This is a genomic window from Methanobacterium sp., from assembly GCA_030017655.1.
Taxonomy (GTDB): Archaea; Methanobacteriota; Methanobacteria; order Methanobacteriales; family Methanobacteriaceae; genus Methanobacterium_D.
The window spans coordinates 39,994-55,428 of record JASEIM010000002.1 but is presented as its reverse complement, the minus strand read 5'-3'; the positions used below and the strand labels follow the sequence as shown (position 1 = coordinate 55,428).

General features: G+C 32.1%; 17 protein-coding genes. 8 read left to right on the top strand and 9 right to left on the bottom strand.

Annotation, left to right across the window (positions count from 1 at the left end):
* Positions 1–172 precede the first annotated feature (172 nt).
* On the top strand, positions 173–595 hold the full coding sequence (locus QMD61_01550) for a hemerythrin domain-containing protein (protein ID MDI6723312.1): 423 nt from the start codon (positions 173–175) through the stop codon (positions 593–595).
* Positions 596–621: 26 nt separating this feature from the next.
* Here QMD61_01550 and QMD61_01545 read toward each other — a convergent pair whose 3' ends face one another.
* Positions 622–897 (bottom strand): hypothetical protein, encoded by a 276-nt coding sequence (locus QMD61_01545; protein ID MDI6723311.1) that lies wholly within the window; start codon positions 895–897, stop codon positions 622–624.
* Between the two features lie 246 nt (positions 898–1,143).
* Between QMD61_01545 and QMD61_01540 the strand changes: the two genes are divergently transcribed.
* Entirely contained in the window at positions 1,144–1,269 is a 126-nt protein-coding gene (locus QMD61_01540; GenBank protein MDI6723310.1) for an NUDIX domain-containing protein, read from the top strand.
* Positions 1,270–1,511: 242 nt separating this feature from the next.
* Entirely contained in the window at positions 1,512–2,042 is a 531-nt protein-coding gene (locus tag QMD61_01535; GenBank protein MDI6723309.1) for a type I restriction-modification enzyme R subunit C-terminal domain-containing protein, read from the top strand.
* 37 nt (positions 2,043–2,079) lie between these two features.
* On the opposite strand, the gene QMD61_01530 is transcribed toward QMD61_01535, so the two are convergent.
* Positions 2,080–4,812, bottom strand: coding sequence for a pseudomurein-binding repeat-containing protein (locus QMD61_01530; protein MDI6723308.1), 2,733 nt, complete (start codon positions 4,810–4,812; stop codon positions 2,080–2,082).
* Between the two features lie 577 nt (positions 4,813–5,389).
* Here QMD61_01530 and QMD61_01525 point away from each other — a divergent pair.
* Positions 5,390–6,487: a DegT/DnrJ/EryC1/StrS family aminotransferase gene (locus QMD61_01525; GenBank protein MDI6723307.1), complete on the top strand. Its 1,098-nt coding sequence runs from the start codon at positions 5,390–5,392 to the stop codon at positions 6,485–6,487.
* A gap of 59 nt (positions 6,488–6,546) precedes the next feature.
* Here the strand turns inward: QMD61_01525 and QMD61_01520 are convergent, their stop codons facing one another.
* A complete protein-coding gene (locus QMD61_01520; GenBank protein MDI6723306.1) occupies positions 6,547–6,849 on the bottom strand; it encodes an MTH1187 family thiamine-binding protein in 303 nt (100 codons plus the stop codon).
* A gap of 128 nt (positions 6,850–6,977) precedes the next feature.
* Here QMD61_01520 and QMD61_01515 point away from each other — a divergent pair, with 128 nt between their 5' ends.
* Positions 6,978–7,826, top strand: coding sequence for a TIGR00269 family protein (locus tag QMD61_01515; protein MDI6723305.1), 849 nt, complete (start codon positions 6,978–6,980; stop codon positions 7,824–7,826).
* Here QMD61_01515 and QMD61_01510 read toward each other — a convergent pair whose 3' ends face one another.
* The 6 genes from QMD61_01510 to QMD61_01485 form a co-directional block, all read right to left on the bottom strand.
* Entirely contained in the window at positions 7,827–9,416 is a 1,590-nt protein-coding gene (locus tag QMD61_01510; GenBank protein ID MDI6723304.1) for a GTP-binding protein, read from the bottom strand.
* Between the two features lie 58 nt (positions 9,417–9,474).
* Positions 9,475–9,687, bottom strand: coding sequence for a DUF1922 domain-containing protein (locus QMD61_01505; protein ID MDI6723303.1), 213 nt, complete (start codon positions 9,685–9,687; stop codon positions 9,475–9,477).
* Between the two features lie 167 nt (positions 9,688–9,854).
* Complete coding sequence (locus tag QMD61_01500; protein ID MDI6723302.1) at positions 9,855–11,051, bottom strand: TraB/GumN family protein; 1,197 nt, start codon at positions 11,049–11,051, stop codon at positions 9,855–9,857.
* Between the two features lie 55 nt (positions 11,052–11,106).
* Complete coding sequence (comB, locus tag QMD61_01495; GenBank protein MDI6723301.1) at positions 11,107–11,772, bottom strand: 2-phosphosulfolactate phosphatase; 666 nt, start codon at positions 11,770–11,772, stop codon at positions 11,107–11,109.
* 56 nt (positions 11,773–11,828) lie between these two features.
* On the bottom strand, positions 11,829–12,038 hold the full coding sequence (locus QMD61_01490) for a TRAM domain-containing protein (protein ID MDI6723300.1): 210 nt from the start codon (positions 12,036–12,038) through the stop codon (positions 11,829–11,831).
* Positions 12,039–12,296: 258 nt separating this feature from the next.
* Complete coding sequence (locus tag QMD61_01485) at positions 12,297–12,563, bottom strand: PRC-barrel domain-containing protein (GenBank protein MDI6723299.1); 267 nt, start codon at positions 12,561–12,563, stop codon at positions 12,297–12,299.
* Positions 12,564–12,708: 145 nt separating this feature from the next.
* Here QMD61_01485 and QMD61_01480 point away from each other — a divergent pair, with 145 nt between their 5' ends.
* From QMD61_01480 to QMD61_01470, 3 genes are read left to right on the top strand one after another with little or no spacing between them, the layout of a single operon-like run.
* Positions 12,709–13,224: a hypothetical protein gene (locus QMD61_01480; protein ID MDI6723298.1), complete on the top strand. Its 516-nt coding sequence runs from the start codon at positions 12,709–12,711 to the stop codon at positions 13,222–13,224.
* Positions 13,209–14,120: a methanogenesis marker 7 protein gene (locus QMD61_01475; GenBank protein ID MDI6723297.1), complete on the top strand. Its 912-nt coding sequence runs from the start codon at positions 13,209–13,211 to the stop codon at positions 14,118–14,120. The genes QMD61_01480 and QMD61_01475 overlap by 16 nt, the downstream gene beginning before the upstream one ends.
* Positions 14,121–14,171: 51 nt before the next feature.
* Positions 14,172–15,269, top strand: coding sequence for a metallophosphoesterase (locus QMD61_01470; GenBank protein ID MDI6723296.1), 1,098 nt, complete (start codon positions 14,172–14,174; stop codon positions 15,267–15,269).
* The last annotated feature ends 166 nt before the right edge of the window (positions 15,270–15,435 follow it).

The window sequence follows — 15,435 nt, the reverse complement described above, 5'->3', positions numbered from 1 at the left end:
AATTTTCATTGGTATAATCTAATTATTGCTGGAAAAAAAATATTAAATTTTTTCAAATTGACTAAAAAGATGGATTTTTGAATTGGAGATTATGTATCTTAAATATTGAACTGATCAGATTTAAGTATTAATAATAATAGAAAAAATAATACAAATATTGGAGGTATAAATAATGACATATGAAAAATTATATGGGATGCTAGTTCACGACCATGAAGAGGTTAAAGGCCTTTTTGAGGAAACTATAAGTAAAAATGACACTTCCAAGTTCCCCGAAATTAAAAAAGAGTTGGAAGTACACATGATGGGCGAAGAGAAATTTTATTACCCTAAAGCAAAAAAAGTGGATAAAAAACTGGTCGAACATGGCATTGAAGAGCATGAAGAAGCCAAACAATTGCTTAGAGAATTAGATAAAATGGACACAGGCAGTAGCAAATGGATGTCTAAATTCAAAGAGTTAAAAGAGTCTGTAGAACATCATGTGGAGGAAGAAGAAGAAAAGCTCTTCCTTGAAACTAAAGAATCTCTAAGCGATAATGAGGAGATGGAAGCTGCTCAAAATATAGAGAAAGAAAAATCAAAAATGATGTAATTACATTATTTTTTACTTTTTTCTTTTTAATTTACCATAATTAAAATTAAAGATAATACAGCCCCTATTATCAAAATTATTGTGATTAACGCAATTAATATTAATGAAACGCTTCTTTTTACCTGTTTTTTCTTGAGAGTATCTATATTTTTCTTAAAAAATATGAAGGATAATGAAAAAAGAATAATACTTACTAAAACTGCCCCATATCCAATATAAATCAATAATGGTGATTCATTTTCTAAATACATTACTCTAGCGATATATAATCCACCCACAAGGGCGCCTAATCCTGCACTCATCCATGAATTATAGGTGGATTCGAAGGTAAAAACCATTAGTTTACGGTTTAAATCCACGTTTTTAAGAGAGCTATTTAAAGAATTATCACGTTTTCTTTCTTTAGAGCTATTATTAACTTCTTTATGAATGTTTGATTTAACCAGGAGAATCCCTCATATTTACTCTTTAAAAAAATATGATTTTATTGATATATAAATAATACGAAATACAATATTAATATTAAATAATTATATGGAGGTATTTAGATGAAGAGTCCTGACTTAACAGTAGATATAATTATTGCACGTGATAACAGGGATATTGTACTGGTAAAGAGAAAAAACGAACCATTTAGTGGTTGCTGGGAATTAACGGGAGGATTTGTCAAATAGGGTGAAAATATAGATCAACAGCCATCAGAGAAGTAAAAGAAGAAAAGATTTAAAAATAGACATTGAAGGCATAGTTGCTGTTTATTCTGAGCCGGACAGAGATTCTGAAGGCATATTGTTTTTATATGCTAATATTAAAGAATTAAAAAAGATAATTTTCAATGTTTAATTTAAATTAACTTAAGAAATATTAATTATGAAATAAATATGTTATAATCTATTCATATTTATGGAGTTTTAAAATGAACGAGATAGAACTGGAATTTGACGGTAAAAAAGTAACTTATGCCGAATATAAACTCATCACAAGGAAATTCATTGAAAAACAGATAAAAACCCCTGAAGAATTACAGAAATTATGGGTTGATGATGATAAAAGACGAAAATTTATAGATATGCTTCATGAAATGCGGATTGATATTAATTTTATAAAGGAAACCGAAAAAATAGATAAATCTGATACATTTGATGTTATTGCAAATATGATATTTGAAGCCCCTTTAATAACACGAAATGAACGCGCAGAACAGTATATTAAAGAGAATATTGATGAAATAAGTCAAAATGACCAAGAAGTTAGAGAAATCATACTTGATATTCTGGAGAAATATAAAAAAGGCGGAATTGAAAATATTGATCTTAGAATCCTTCTAAATGAAGATATGATTCAAAAAAATGCCTATAATATTTTAAAAAATAAGTTAGGATCTCTAAATATTGCTGAATTATTTAATGGCATTAAAATAGGACTTTATATGATTAAAAGTTCTTAAAATATTTTAAAATAAAAAATAGAACATATGCATTTACCTAGAAAGGTAATGAAGCATATGTACCTTTTAAAGTGTATGTAGCTGTATTCCAGTTATTTACAACACCCAGACTATTTTTAGAACTTGTTGCATCTGCTACATACCATTTACCGTCTACCCATATTCGGGCCCAAACGTGTCCGTATACACTACCACTGGTAAATCTGCAACTACCATGGGCATACATTGCAGGTAATCCTGCAGCTCTTGAAAGAGCAATAACAAGATGTGCTGTATCCACACAGTTTCCAGTTTTTGCGTTTAATGTACCTACAGCTCCTTTTTTGGTATTATAGTAGAAGGAATAACCAATATTATCCCTCACCCAGTTAAATATGGCCACTGCTTTCGCATATGTGGTAGTTTTACCGCTTGTTATTTTTGCTGCCAGTGCTTTAATTTGTGCATTGGTTACCTGACAGTTCGCTGTCGCTGCTAGATATTTCTGTAAATCTGCAGGCACTGGTGCACCCGAAATAACTGGTGTTGAAATTGAACTCCATGAATTTACTGAAACAGTAGCTGGTAGTCTGTTGTTTGAATCAGCAAAGCCGAGTATCTTTGCAAACATGTAAACAAAGGATTCATATTTCATTTCTCCAAGTGGAGTAGTTGCATGATTTGGTATTTTACCATTTGCATCTATGAATGCCTTAATTCTTTTTGCAAGATCCAGGTACTGATCTTTGGTTAAATCACCGCTTTTTATAGATTCGGCTGCTGCTGCTGGAGTGCCAATTTCTTTTAGTGATAATGGCATTTTTGCCCCATCATTGATTTCTATAGTACCTATGAGCATTAATCTAAGGAAATCTTCAGGGTTTATCTTGCTTGTACCTACAGTTACGTAGCTCGGTAGTTTATGATTTGTTTCAATGTACTTTTTGACATTCGCCGCTGCTTTTTGAATCTGAGCTAAGCTGAATATTGTTGTAGCTGTTCCATTTGAATTTGAAGGTGAAACTTTAAATGCTAAATCCATTGCAACGTTATTTGGTAGTGCATTGTTTGTATTGTAGAAATTGAATACTTTTGCAAACATATAAACTAAAGATTCATAATTAACTTTTCCTAAACTGCTTGATGCATAATTTGGAGCGTTATTATTGGAATCTATAAATGTGTTTATTCTTTTTGCAATATCCATATATTCTTTTTTACTGATACTTCCTGTTTTGAATGTTCCTGTAGATTCTTGAGGTCCAGATACACCCAGAAACTTAATTGATGTAGTTGTTCCATTGTTTAACTGAATTAAACCGCTGGTCATTAATTTCAGGAATTCAGACATTGAAATCTGGGCTGTGCCTATTGTTACATGGTTTGGAAGTCTATGATTAATATCAATGAATGACTTGATCCTACTTGCTGCACTCTTAATTTCGCTTAAGGTAAAGTTAGGTGGATTTATGAAGTCTTCATCTATTGTTCCATACCTGAATAAGACGTATCCTGATGCTCCATTATCTGCCGCTGATTTAATGTCCTGGTTAAGTTCACTTGCGGATAATTTGGTTGTATCGTAGTCTGAAACGTATGCTTGAAGTCCTGCAATCACTGGTTTTTCACCAGCCTGATCAACTATATATTTTGTTGTTGTACCAATCCATGCAGTATCTTTAGCGTAATTCCCTTTGTAAATCATTGGTACAAGGAAATCAACATATGGGGCAAGTTTAGCGTAATCCTGTCCATAGATATATGCGTTGGATGATCCTTCAGGCATTACTGCAGTTGAAACAGCAATATCAGGGTCAATAGCTTTAACTGTGTTCCAAACATCACGTACAAATGATGTTATATTCTCTGTTGCACCTGCATGCTTATTAGCTGCATTATCCCCAACTCCAGAATATCTCACATAATCGAGATGGATCCCATTGATATTGTAATTTTTTGCAATATCTTTAACTGTATTTAGTAAGTTTTGGCGATGTGTAGCGTTTGCTGGATCAACCCAGTTACCCTCAGCATCTTTGAAACATGTAATCCATGCATGTATCCTTATTCCGGTGTTCTGGAATTTAGATACAATATCTTTTAATACAGTTTTGTATGTTGGAGTTGAAACCAGATTTGCTTTAACAAATATGTCGGTAATATTTGCATTTTTAAGCTCGGTTACTGAAATTTTGCTTACATCTCCAGCATTTAACCAGATACCGTGTGTATTGGTATATGTGTTCCCTGATGCAGCTTGTGGCTCTTCTTGAGAGTTTTTATTGCTTTGATTTGTGGTATTTTGAGTTACTGGCGTGGTTACTGTACTTTCGTTTTCTTTACTTGTACTAACTAGATTTTTATTCACTGAATTTTCAGTTGAATTGTCTAATTTCTGTGTATTATTTAAGTTTTCTGTAACAGGTTTAGCTGTACTTTCAGTGCTTGTAGTTTCCATTGAAACTGTGTTCTTGTTTTGTGTATTCACTGACCGTTCATTGTTACTTCTTTGAACTCTGTTGTGTTTTGTATGTTTTTTGTCACTGGCCTTTTGCGTTGATTTTATGTCTTTTTCAGCCTTTTTTTGCGTTTCGGCTGTTTCTTTTAAAATATTCTCATCATCTGTTTCTGTATATATACTTTTATTTACAGTATTGGTATTAACAGACTGTGTTTGTACAATCCCCTCTTCTAATGCACTTACATTAGAAATACCGCCCAGTGATAAACTGGCGATTAAGAGGACTGTAAATAACAGTTTCCCCGTAATTATACCGCCTCCGATTCCCAATCATGCAAAAAATTTTTTCAATTTTTTGCGGTTGCAAATCTTTGCATTGCAGATTTGCAAACATAAAAATATCCCTAAGGAATATTTTTCTGGGTAGGGACTAATTATGCACTATTACATATAAAGGTTTCGGAAAATCAGGTTTAAAATAAGCTCTAATTAGTCTTTATTTCCAGTTTTAAAGGATATAGTGGTTTATTTCAAAAGCATGTTATGAGCATATAATAACCATTTAACTTATTATTGGACTTTATACACTCAAAGTGAAATTAAAACAATAATCTGATTGCTAATAATTTCCTGAAGGAATTTAAATATATTTTAAGAACCAGAAGAACTTAATATAAAAATAAGTATAAATTTTATTCAGATAATATTTATTTTTCTGTTAAGAGAAACAGTTTCATTTTATTCATGATTTAATGATTTATATGCTCCTAAAATCGTAAATGGATGAAAAATATTTATGTAAGGTTAATTATAATAGATATTTAAATAATGGTAATTTCTTAAATAACATCGTTATACATAAAGACTATTACTTTTCTTAATTACTAGTCCAGTTATGAGGTGAAAAATGATTCCTATTGCTAAACCATTTATAGGTGATGAAGAGATTGAAGAGGTAATAAAAGTATTAAAATCAGGATTTATAGCTCAAGGACCAAAAGTAGCTGAATTTGAAAAGCTTTTTGCAGATTATATCGGAATTCCACACGCAATTGCAACCAGTTCAGGGACTACAGCATTACATATAGCCCTTCTTTGTGCAGGAATTAGTAAAGGAGATGAAGTAATTACAACTCCATTTTCATTTGCAGCAACAGCAAATTCCATACTCTATGTGGGGGCAAAACCTGTGTTTGTTGATATAGACCCCAAAACGTATAATATTAATCCGGAAAAAGTTGAAGAAGCAGTAACTGATAAAACAAAGGCAATTATACCGGTGCATCTTTACGGTCAACCGGCAGATATGGATCCAATTAAGAAAACAGCCAGAAATCATGATCTTAAAGTGATTGAGGATGCTGCACAGGCCCATGGGGCTGTTTATAAGGGCACTAATGCCGGGGCTCTTGGAGATATGGGTTGTTTCAGTTTTTATCCAACCAAAAATATCACTACCAGTGAAGGGGGAATTATAACAACCAGAAACGCTGACTATGATCATGATGCACGCGCATTAAGGGCACATGGAGAAAGTGAAAGATATGAACATGTTATTTTAGGATATAATTTCAGAATGACTGATGTTTCTGCAGCTATAGGTGTAGCTCAAATTAAAAAGCTGGAAAACTTTAATGAAAAGCGTATAAAAAATGCGGAGTATCTAACTGAAAAAATTAAAGATATAGAAGGGATTCAGCCTCCTTTTATTCAAAAAGATGTTAAACATGTATTCCATCAATATACTATAAGGGTTTCAAGAAATAGGGATAAATTGATTGAATATCTAAATAATAATGGAATTGGAACCGGGATACACTATCCAAGGCCAATTTATAAACAGAAGCTTTACGAAGATTTAGGATTTAAAGCAAATTGCATGGAAGCAGAAAAAGCAGCAGCTGAAGTAATTTCTTTACCAGTACATCCTCGTTTAAGCCCTGAAGACCTTGAAAAAATAGTTTCAACCCTTAAAAAAGGATCAAAAGAAGTATTAAATAAATAAAAGAAATAAAATAAAGTTTAATACGGGAGAATTTAGAATCATTTTATGTTGGATAAGCTTTATTTAAGCTTTTGTTCAACTGATTTAACTTTCTCTTCCATTGTTTTTTCAACATCTCTTCTATCATCTATTTTAAGATGGGTTGCGACTCTCTGAGCCCCTTCATTGAATATGGTTTCATGGACAGCTTTTACAGCATCGAATAGTTTTTCAGCATTGTCAGTTTCTATTATAGTCCCTACTCCATTTATTTCATATTTAATTCCCATTTCATTTAAAACATTAATTCCAGAAGCAATATATTTACTTAAACTTGTACTGGAGGTTCCAATGGGAATCAGGGTAAGTTCTGCAGTTATCATAGGATTATATATGTATGAAATGATATAAATTTTTATTCCAATATTAAAAATCTGAATAATACAAGTTATCGCTGCTTTTTATAAGAAATGCTAAATTTGTCAAAAATATATTTGTGCAAGGTTCTTTTATGGTTAAGGCTGAAAATTTTAACAAATACTTGGAAAAAACGGTTAAAAAAACCATCTATGGCTATGATTTGCTCCAAAAGGATGAAAAGGTAGCTATAGCTCTTTCTGGTGGAAAAGACAGTATTTTAACGTTACATATGATGGATAAATTCAAAGATGAATTTAATCTTGATCTGATTGCCATAAGTATTGATGAAGGGATTTCAAGGTACAGAAATGAAGGCGTAGAGGTAGCAAGGAAAAATGCTGAAGATCTGGGGATAAAACTAATTGAAAAGTCGTTTTTAAATGAATTTAATTTTAAACTTGACAATATTATTGGGTTTTATAAGAGCGCCTGTATACCTTGCGGGGTTTTTAGGAGATATTTGCTTAATAAGACGGCTTTTGAAGAAGGGGCAGTTAAAATTGCAACTGGTCACAACCTTGACGATGAAATACAATCATTTTTAATGACATTTTCAAGAGCTGATTTCAGGAGATTTTCAAAGTTCGGCCCAAAACTTGATGCAATTCACCCTAAACTCATTCCAAGGATTAAACCGCTCTGGAATGTCCTTGAAAAAGATGTGGGAACATGGGCTGTTTTGAATAATATAGAAGTACATTTTGCAGAGTGTCCATACTCATATACATCGGCAAGATCTAAAATGAAGGAATATCTAAATAAAATGGAATCAAAAAGAAAAGGAACAAAGTTAAATATACTTGAATCCTTTAAAAATACATTTGAATTAGAAAAAAAGCCCGTTATTTTATATGAATGTGAAAAATGTGGGGAACCTTCATCTTCGAATGTTTGTAAAGCATGTGAAATGCGTGATGAAATAAATAAGCTTATTCTATAGTTATTCAATAATTCTGGTTATTGAACCAATACCTTTACTCCTTCCCTCACGGAATATTATTTTCTGACCTTCTTTGATATTAAAAGGTCTGTATTTAAATCTCATTTTAATTTTACCTGTATCTCCAGCAGACATAAATTCTTTATCAAGAGGTTCAAAAGCCACAGTCTCTGATATAGTTTCAATATGAGTTATACATTCATAACCTTCTTTAATTGTTGTAGGATGCACGAGGATGGCAACATCAGCTTCAAATTCTCTAACAGAACTTCTTTCATAGTTATAATCACATAAAATCATACCTCGTTTGATATCATCAATATTAACACCTTTTATTGAAATTCCTACCACATCACCCGCTTCTGCATAATCTTTTTTGCAGTAATGCATTTCAATGGACTTTGCCCGGACATCCATGTATTTTCCAGATCCATCGGGGCCTAAAAGTAATTTATCACCACTCTTTACTTTTCCCTGCCTTATTGTACCACTTACAACCACCCCAACACCTACAACAGAGTATATTTTATCTATATACATCATAAATGGCTTCAGTGATTCTTCTACCTTATTTGGAATCTTTAAATTTAAAAATAATTTGTCAAGAAGATCTAATCCTTCACCAGTTAATGATGATACATTTATAATTGGCACAAGATGAGGATTATCATTTCGAGCGACAAATTCAGCATCATCACTACTTTTTATCATAAAAGGGACTCTTCCAACAAGTTTTAAGAGTTCAAATACCTTTTCTTTGGTTTCTTTTACCTTTTCTGCAGTAACCATGTCAATTTTTGTAATAACCACTATTACTGGTAATTCCATGGCCATTATTATTCCAAGATGTTCTCTGGTAATGTGGGTTGGCCCCTGATCGGCTGCAATTGTAACAAGCCCATAATCGAGTTTTTGACCTACTATTCCCCGTATTGTTGTCCTGAGCCATGGTTCATGGCCTACAGTGTCAACGAAGCATATTAATTTATCACACTTTTCAACCAGTTTTGCCTTATCCTTTTTATTCAAAGGGTTTTTTATCCGCATAGCTTCATCATTGCAGAAACCATAGATTGCAAATGAAAGATCTGCTGAGAGGCCTCTTTCTATTTCGTGTTTTTGAAGATCAAGAAATATTCTTGTTCTACCAGAACCGTTATCAAGATTTCCTGTTGTGAGGGTTCCAACTAGTGTGCTTTTCCCATGGTCTACATGTCCAGCAACACCCACAAGCATATGATCCCGTTTAAAACCATTATTTTTCCCGATAAACACCCGGGCTATCTCTCCATTATCTGCAGGGTATTTTTCAACCATTAAAATAATCGCATTTATTTCTTCAGCCACTCTTTTTAAAACAAATAATGATTCTTCAATCTCTTTTTCATTAAGACCTATAAGATTACCATCATCGTCAACGCCAACAAAATAAATAGCTTCACCATTACCCCGCTCCATTCTATATTTCATCTGGGATGCAAGGCGTTGTTTTCTATCTTTTTGAAGATGATAGTTTTTATTCAGGCGTTCTTTAAATTCAATATTTCTTCTTTCGCCTTTTTTTGTGATATTATATATGCTGGTAGTCATGAGATTACAAAGAGATTTTTTTATTAATTCTTAATTAAATAACTATCTGGAGTTATATTCAAATTTTATCAGCGGTAGTAAAGTATGCTCCACCGTATTTTTCTTCCTGCAATTCTCTTACTTTTTCTGATGCATTTCGCACGTCTTCAGATCGTGCAATAATTCTCCTGCTTTTTATTTTGAATGTTTTGCCGCAGACGCATTTTTTTTGCACAACATCCTCTCTTGAGTACATTGCACGTCCGCAGTCACATCTAAATATGATATACATGAAATCACTATTAATATTTAAATTGATGATCACTGCTTATTATTCATGAATTAGTCACAGTATATTAGTTAATTAAAATTTTTTAACATAAATATTTATTTGAAAAATTATTATTAATTTATTTTTCATAAAATAAGGTATTTGGTGGATTTTTTTTAATTTTAAGCTTATCCCCATCCGAAAATTTTACCGAGTATTGGATAAATTATTTCATAAATTTTAATTAAAAGCGGATAGAAAACATTGGGTATTGTTAAAAAAGCCCCTATAGTGGCCCCAATATTTGCCCCGGCTGTAACAATTAAAACTCTGAACAAATTATTTTGCCAGAAATCTTTTAAACTTTCACATTTACCAAAATCAGAAAGATCATCCATATTTACCTTTCTTAATTTAGCTTCTACAAGCCCAGCAAACCATCCTGCAGCAAGCAGAGGGTGTAATACAGTTATGGGTGCAGCTAAAAAAGCGGTAATGGCAGAATAAATCTTCGAACCAGAAAGAATTGATCCAGCAAATGCAAGAATTCCAGTAAGTAGAATATATTCAATAAGACTGGTTTTAACATTAATTCCATTTAAAAATGCAAATAAAAAAATTAAAATAAATATTAAGGGAATTGAGAATAAAATAACTTTGCTAAATGAAATTCTGGATTTTTGAAGACTCATGAGTTTATACAGTGGCGGAATTTTATCAGGATTGTTCATATAATTTTTTATCCCTTCTTTATGCCCCGCACCAACAACAGCAACAACATTTTCTTCATTGATGTCAAGAAGCATCTTAGCCATATATGCATCTCTTTCTGTAACTAAAACATCGAAAGCTTTGGGTGACATTTCCTGGAAGTATCCCATAACCTCTTTTAAGGCATCACCTTCAGTTATACTATCTATATCGTCTATAGTTTCATCTTTACTAAAAAAGGAAGCTATTAATCCATATACAAATTTCATTTTTTCAAAAAAAGTCATTTTATCTATAGCACGTTTTAAAGTTATGGTTATGTCACGATCTATTAAAGCAACTTTTGCACCAACTTCTTCTGCTGCATCGATTGCAGCCATCATCTCTGATCCTGGTTTTACACCAACTTCATCCCCTATCTTCCGCTGCATATAGGACAAAAATCCACTGAGAAGAAAAAGAGTCAATTTATCTCCTTTAAGCAGTTCTTTTATTTGAAAATCATTTTTTGCTGAATCTCCCTGTCTTTCTTTCAATAAATTTTGATAACGGTTTAAGCATAATTCAACAGCAACAACGTCGGGATTTTTCTCTAAGATGGTATTTTTCACTTCTTCAATGCTTTTAGCTGATACATGCGCTGTTCCAATGATTTCAAGTGATTCTGGTGCCATAGTTTATCACGTTCTTTTTGATTTATTATTTATTCTATTAATAATATTAAATAATTTATATTTTTTTAATAATCCCATTTTGATAGACAGGAACCATATCATATATGTCTTTTTTAATACAGAATTTAACATCTTCAAAAAATCCAAGTTTTTTAAGCCCCAGTGCTGATTTGGAATTAATCACGGCTTCATTAACCATATTTTCGTCTCTTGATGCCATATAAGCTGCCTGAGCCATTTCATCAAGTTCATAGTTTTTAAGGTTTGATATTATTTCTCCAGCACCAAGAAAATCTTCAATTGCAAATCTCCCTCTAACTCCTGCCATTACAATTTCTATATGGTTTTCTGCAATTTTAGAAGCTAATTTGGCAGCTGCTTTTGCATTTACAAAGGATCCAACAAGCGATTTTGCGGTCATTCCTTTAAGGATTCTGGTACCATTGCTTGTTGTTAGAACAAGTGTATCGCCGCTGAAATTTTTTATTTCAACTGGTGAATTACCCACATCAAAACCTGGAATTGTTGCACCGTCTCTTTCACCTGCAAGAACTGCATCATATTTTTTTGCTAATTCAACGGCTTTATTCTTATCTTTAACTGCAAAAACTTTATTAAAATTATCTAATGCAACTGTAATTGTTGTACTGGCTCTTAAGACATCAACCATAATTCCAACATCGTGAGAAAGCGATTTCTCTAGGTTTAATGTAACTAGCATTTAAAAACACCAAAAAATTAGGATTTTAGAATAAAAAATGAATTGAGTGGGTTTATTTAAATTTTTTCAGCAAAACCAAATTTTCTTCTTACAGAAACTATTTTTACTTTAACCTCGTCACCAACTTTGGTATCAGGCACAAATACTACAAAACCATTTATTCTGGTAATTCCGTCGCCTTCTTTACCTACATCTTCAATTTTAACATCATATTCTTCCCCTTCTTCAATAGGGGCTGTTTTTGGACCTTGGTTTGTTCCGAACAATTAATTCACATCCTTCGATCAATATTATGATTGATCTTAAGATTATTTATAGTTGAATTAATATATAAATATTTTTAAAAATAGAAATAAAGCTAATGTGTTTATTTTAATTTTTTAACCACTAGAATCAATATTTTTTAATTTAGCGTTTGAATAAATATTTTAATGTTCAAATGAATAACTCTAACACTTTTCACTGATTCACTCTTTCTTTATTAAAATAAGAAAGGAATGGATTGATTGTTCTTCTGATCCTTTCTATTCTCCACCAGTTGTAACATCTAAATCTTGCAGACTTCGGCCTCTTCCAGATCGTAATAAGACTTTATCGCCAATTTTATCCACCATACTGCATGGTATTGTTCTTTGTTCGCCTAGTCCTATTTTTGCTGATAGGCTTCCTTCTCTAAGTACGATTCCTTCTATTCTACGATTACTAAGGTCTAATTCAAGGTCTTCTACTTCTCCTATTTTATTTCCTTCTGTATCTATCACATCTTTGCCTTTAATTTCATCTATTTTCATTATAAAACACCTCTAAATATTTTTAGAACTATCAATTGACTTCAATAAGTATTATGTATTATGTATTTATTAATACTTTAATTTAACTAAAGATTAAAAAGCAAAATTGATATAATATTTAAGGCGATGATAAAGCATGTCATCAATGAGAATTGTTACAACTCCCATGTGCGATAGAATTCTTGAATTAGCAGGCATCACTGACTATATTGTAAGCTCAAATCCAAATAAAATAAATGGAGATATTGTGGTAACACTATCTGAAACATTAACATCTTCTAAATCTATAAAGATTAAATTAAACACATTTTCACAGATTGATGAGAGCATAAAAAAGCTTTCAGAAATATTTAAAACTACACCATTAAAATATAAAACGAATAAAGTTGGATATTCAAAAAATAATAATGAAAAAATAAAAATAAAAGTATATTCAAATTTTTTAAGAGAAATAGTGGAAGATATGGGTTTTACAATTGTTCAAGAGAATTTTGACTATATAGTTTATCCGGATTATATGAAAGATAAAATACTTGGTGAAATAAAAGATAATGTAAGGGCAGTTGAAGTTCCTTCCCATAAAAATGTTCCATTAGACCCCATAAAAAGGGCTGAAATGAGATATAACATTTTGGAGAAAAGTTTATGTACGAAACACTGACATATACTGGTGGAGTTCACAAACATGAAGAGGTAACAGAATTAATAGAAGATCTGGGAGGATTTGTGCTGCAGGAAAACTTCAGCCAGATGGATCTTGTCATTACTATTGCTGTACCAATAGAAGATGTTGATAAAGTTAAAGAAAAAGCAAAAGAACTTCTTGGAACTATAAAAGTGGCTCCAATGGCAGGAACAGAAATTGCAATAGTATCTCCCACTCTTGCCAGACAGCATCTTCCTCATTCTGCATGCGATATTTCAGAATACCTCCGAAGATATGGTGCAAAGGATAATATGATAGGTTTATCCCGCGGAGCAGGAAAAGGCATATCCAGAATATCTCAGGATGAAAAAAAGCTCATTGAAGAGCATGATCTGGCGGTTTTTGCACTTGGAAGCTTCAGGGAATGTATACTAAACAAGACTCATCTTTTTGAAGATATGGAAATACCAGTTGTAGTAACAGGGGCACCATATATGAATGCAGACGAGATTCCAGGGGCAACAGCATATGTTGGAGGTTTGGGAAGAATTCCAAGAAGACTTAAGCGTGGAGAAAATATCAGGGCACTTAGAAACCTTGTTTCTACGGTTGAAGGTATTTTAAACGATAAACGGCATGAAATAGCTCAGGACCCTCCAATAGTTCCTTCAATACTTGTAAAAAGTGAAATAGAAAATCAGATACCTGCAATAGAAGAAATATATTCTCCTTCCCCAATTGTAAGTCAGCTTGATGGAGTAAGAGTTAAACTTAACTTTGATAGATATAAGGATGAAATTGGAAATGTCAAAGTTGACGATTACCGGTTAGGGGACGTTTCAGAAATCCAAAAATCCATGATGTATGATTATACACTGGTTAAACTGTTGCCAGAATCATCTATTTTATAATCACATTTTTTGGGTTAATCAATTAATATTTATTTTAGTACAGGAGTAAAAATGAAGAGAATAGTTCAGATGGCCATGTTCCTATCGGTATTTTTCTTTGGATTTCTAGCTCTAAATTACTATATATTCTCCAGAATGGGTATGCTCCTTGATTTATCAAAAATAACGGTTTATTCATTGATATTTTTATTTGCAATGTCTTATCCGACTGCAGCAGTACTTGAAAGGACAGTATCACATATAATTACCCGTGCTTTATATACAATTGCTTCTGTATGGATGGGAATATCATTTTTTATCTTATTTCTGCTTCTTAGCTATGAAATACTGAAATTTATATTTAATATACCTCCATTTACAGCAGGAATCTCAATCATAGTGCTTGCTTCAGTTATAAGTGCATATGCAATTTTTAACAGTCTGTATCTGGAAGTTAAAGAATTAGAAATTAATGTTCCAAATTTAAAAAGAGACATGAAAATAGTTCAACTTACAGATATGCATATAGGGTCTATACGGAATTCGGGATTTATAACAGAGATAGTTAAGAATACAAACGCTCTAAACCCGGATATTGTGTTAATAACAGGCGATACCGCAGATGGAAGTGCTAAATTACATCCATATATGTTTAATGCCATAGATAAACTTAAATGTCCAGTATTTCTTGGAATAGGTAATCATGACGTTTATGAAGGGTTGGATAATGTTCTTGAAGTTCTTAAAACCACAAATATAGGCGTATTGATGGATGAAATGGTAGAAGTCCATGACATTCAAATAATTGGTGTTAATTATTCATTTGAACAAGATCATCTTAAAAATGTGCTTTCGCAAATAAAAATAGATAAATCAAAACCTTCTATCCTAATGTACCATGTACCAACTGGAATTGAAGCTGCAAGTGCTGCAGGAGTTGATTTACAGATTTCAGGGCATACACATAAAGGACAGTTTTTCCCATTCAATTATCTGGGCCGTCTTGTTTTTCAGTATTTTAATGGGCTTTATGAATACAATGGAACGCATCTCTATGTTTCTCAGGGAACAGGGACTTGGGGCCCTCCAATGCGATTAGGCTCGAGAAATGAAATAACGCTGATAAAACTTAAAAAAGAACTGAAAATAAATAATTCAGTATACATGTAAAAGTCGTTTTTTAGTTATTTAAGATATGAAACTTTATAATATTAATATGAAGAATAATTTAGATTATTTCTTTTTTTAATCTAATTTTAGTGTTTCTAATTTTGAATTAACTAAATATAAGTGTAAAATAAAAATAATTGTTGGATTTTTTCTTTTATTTTTCCGA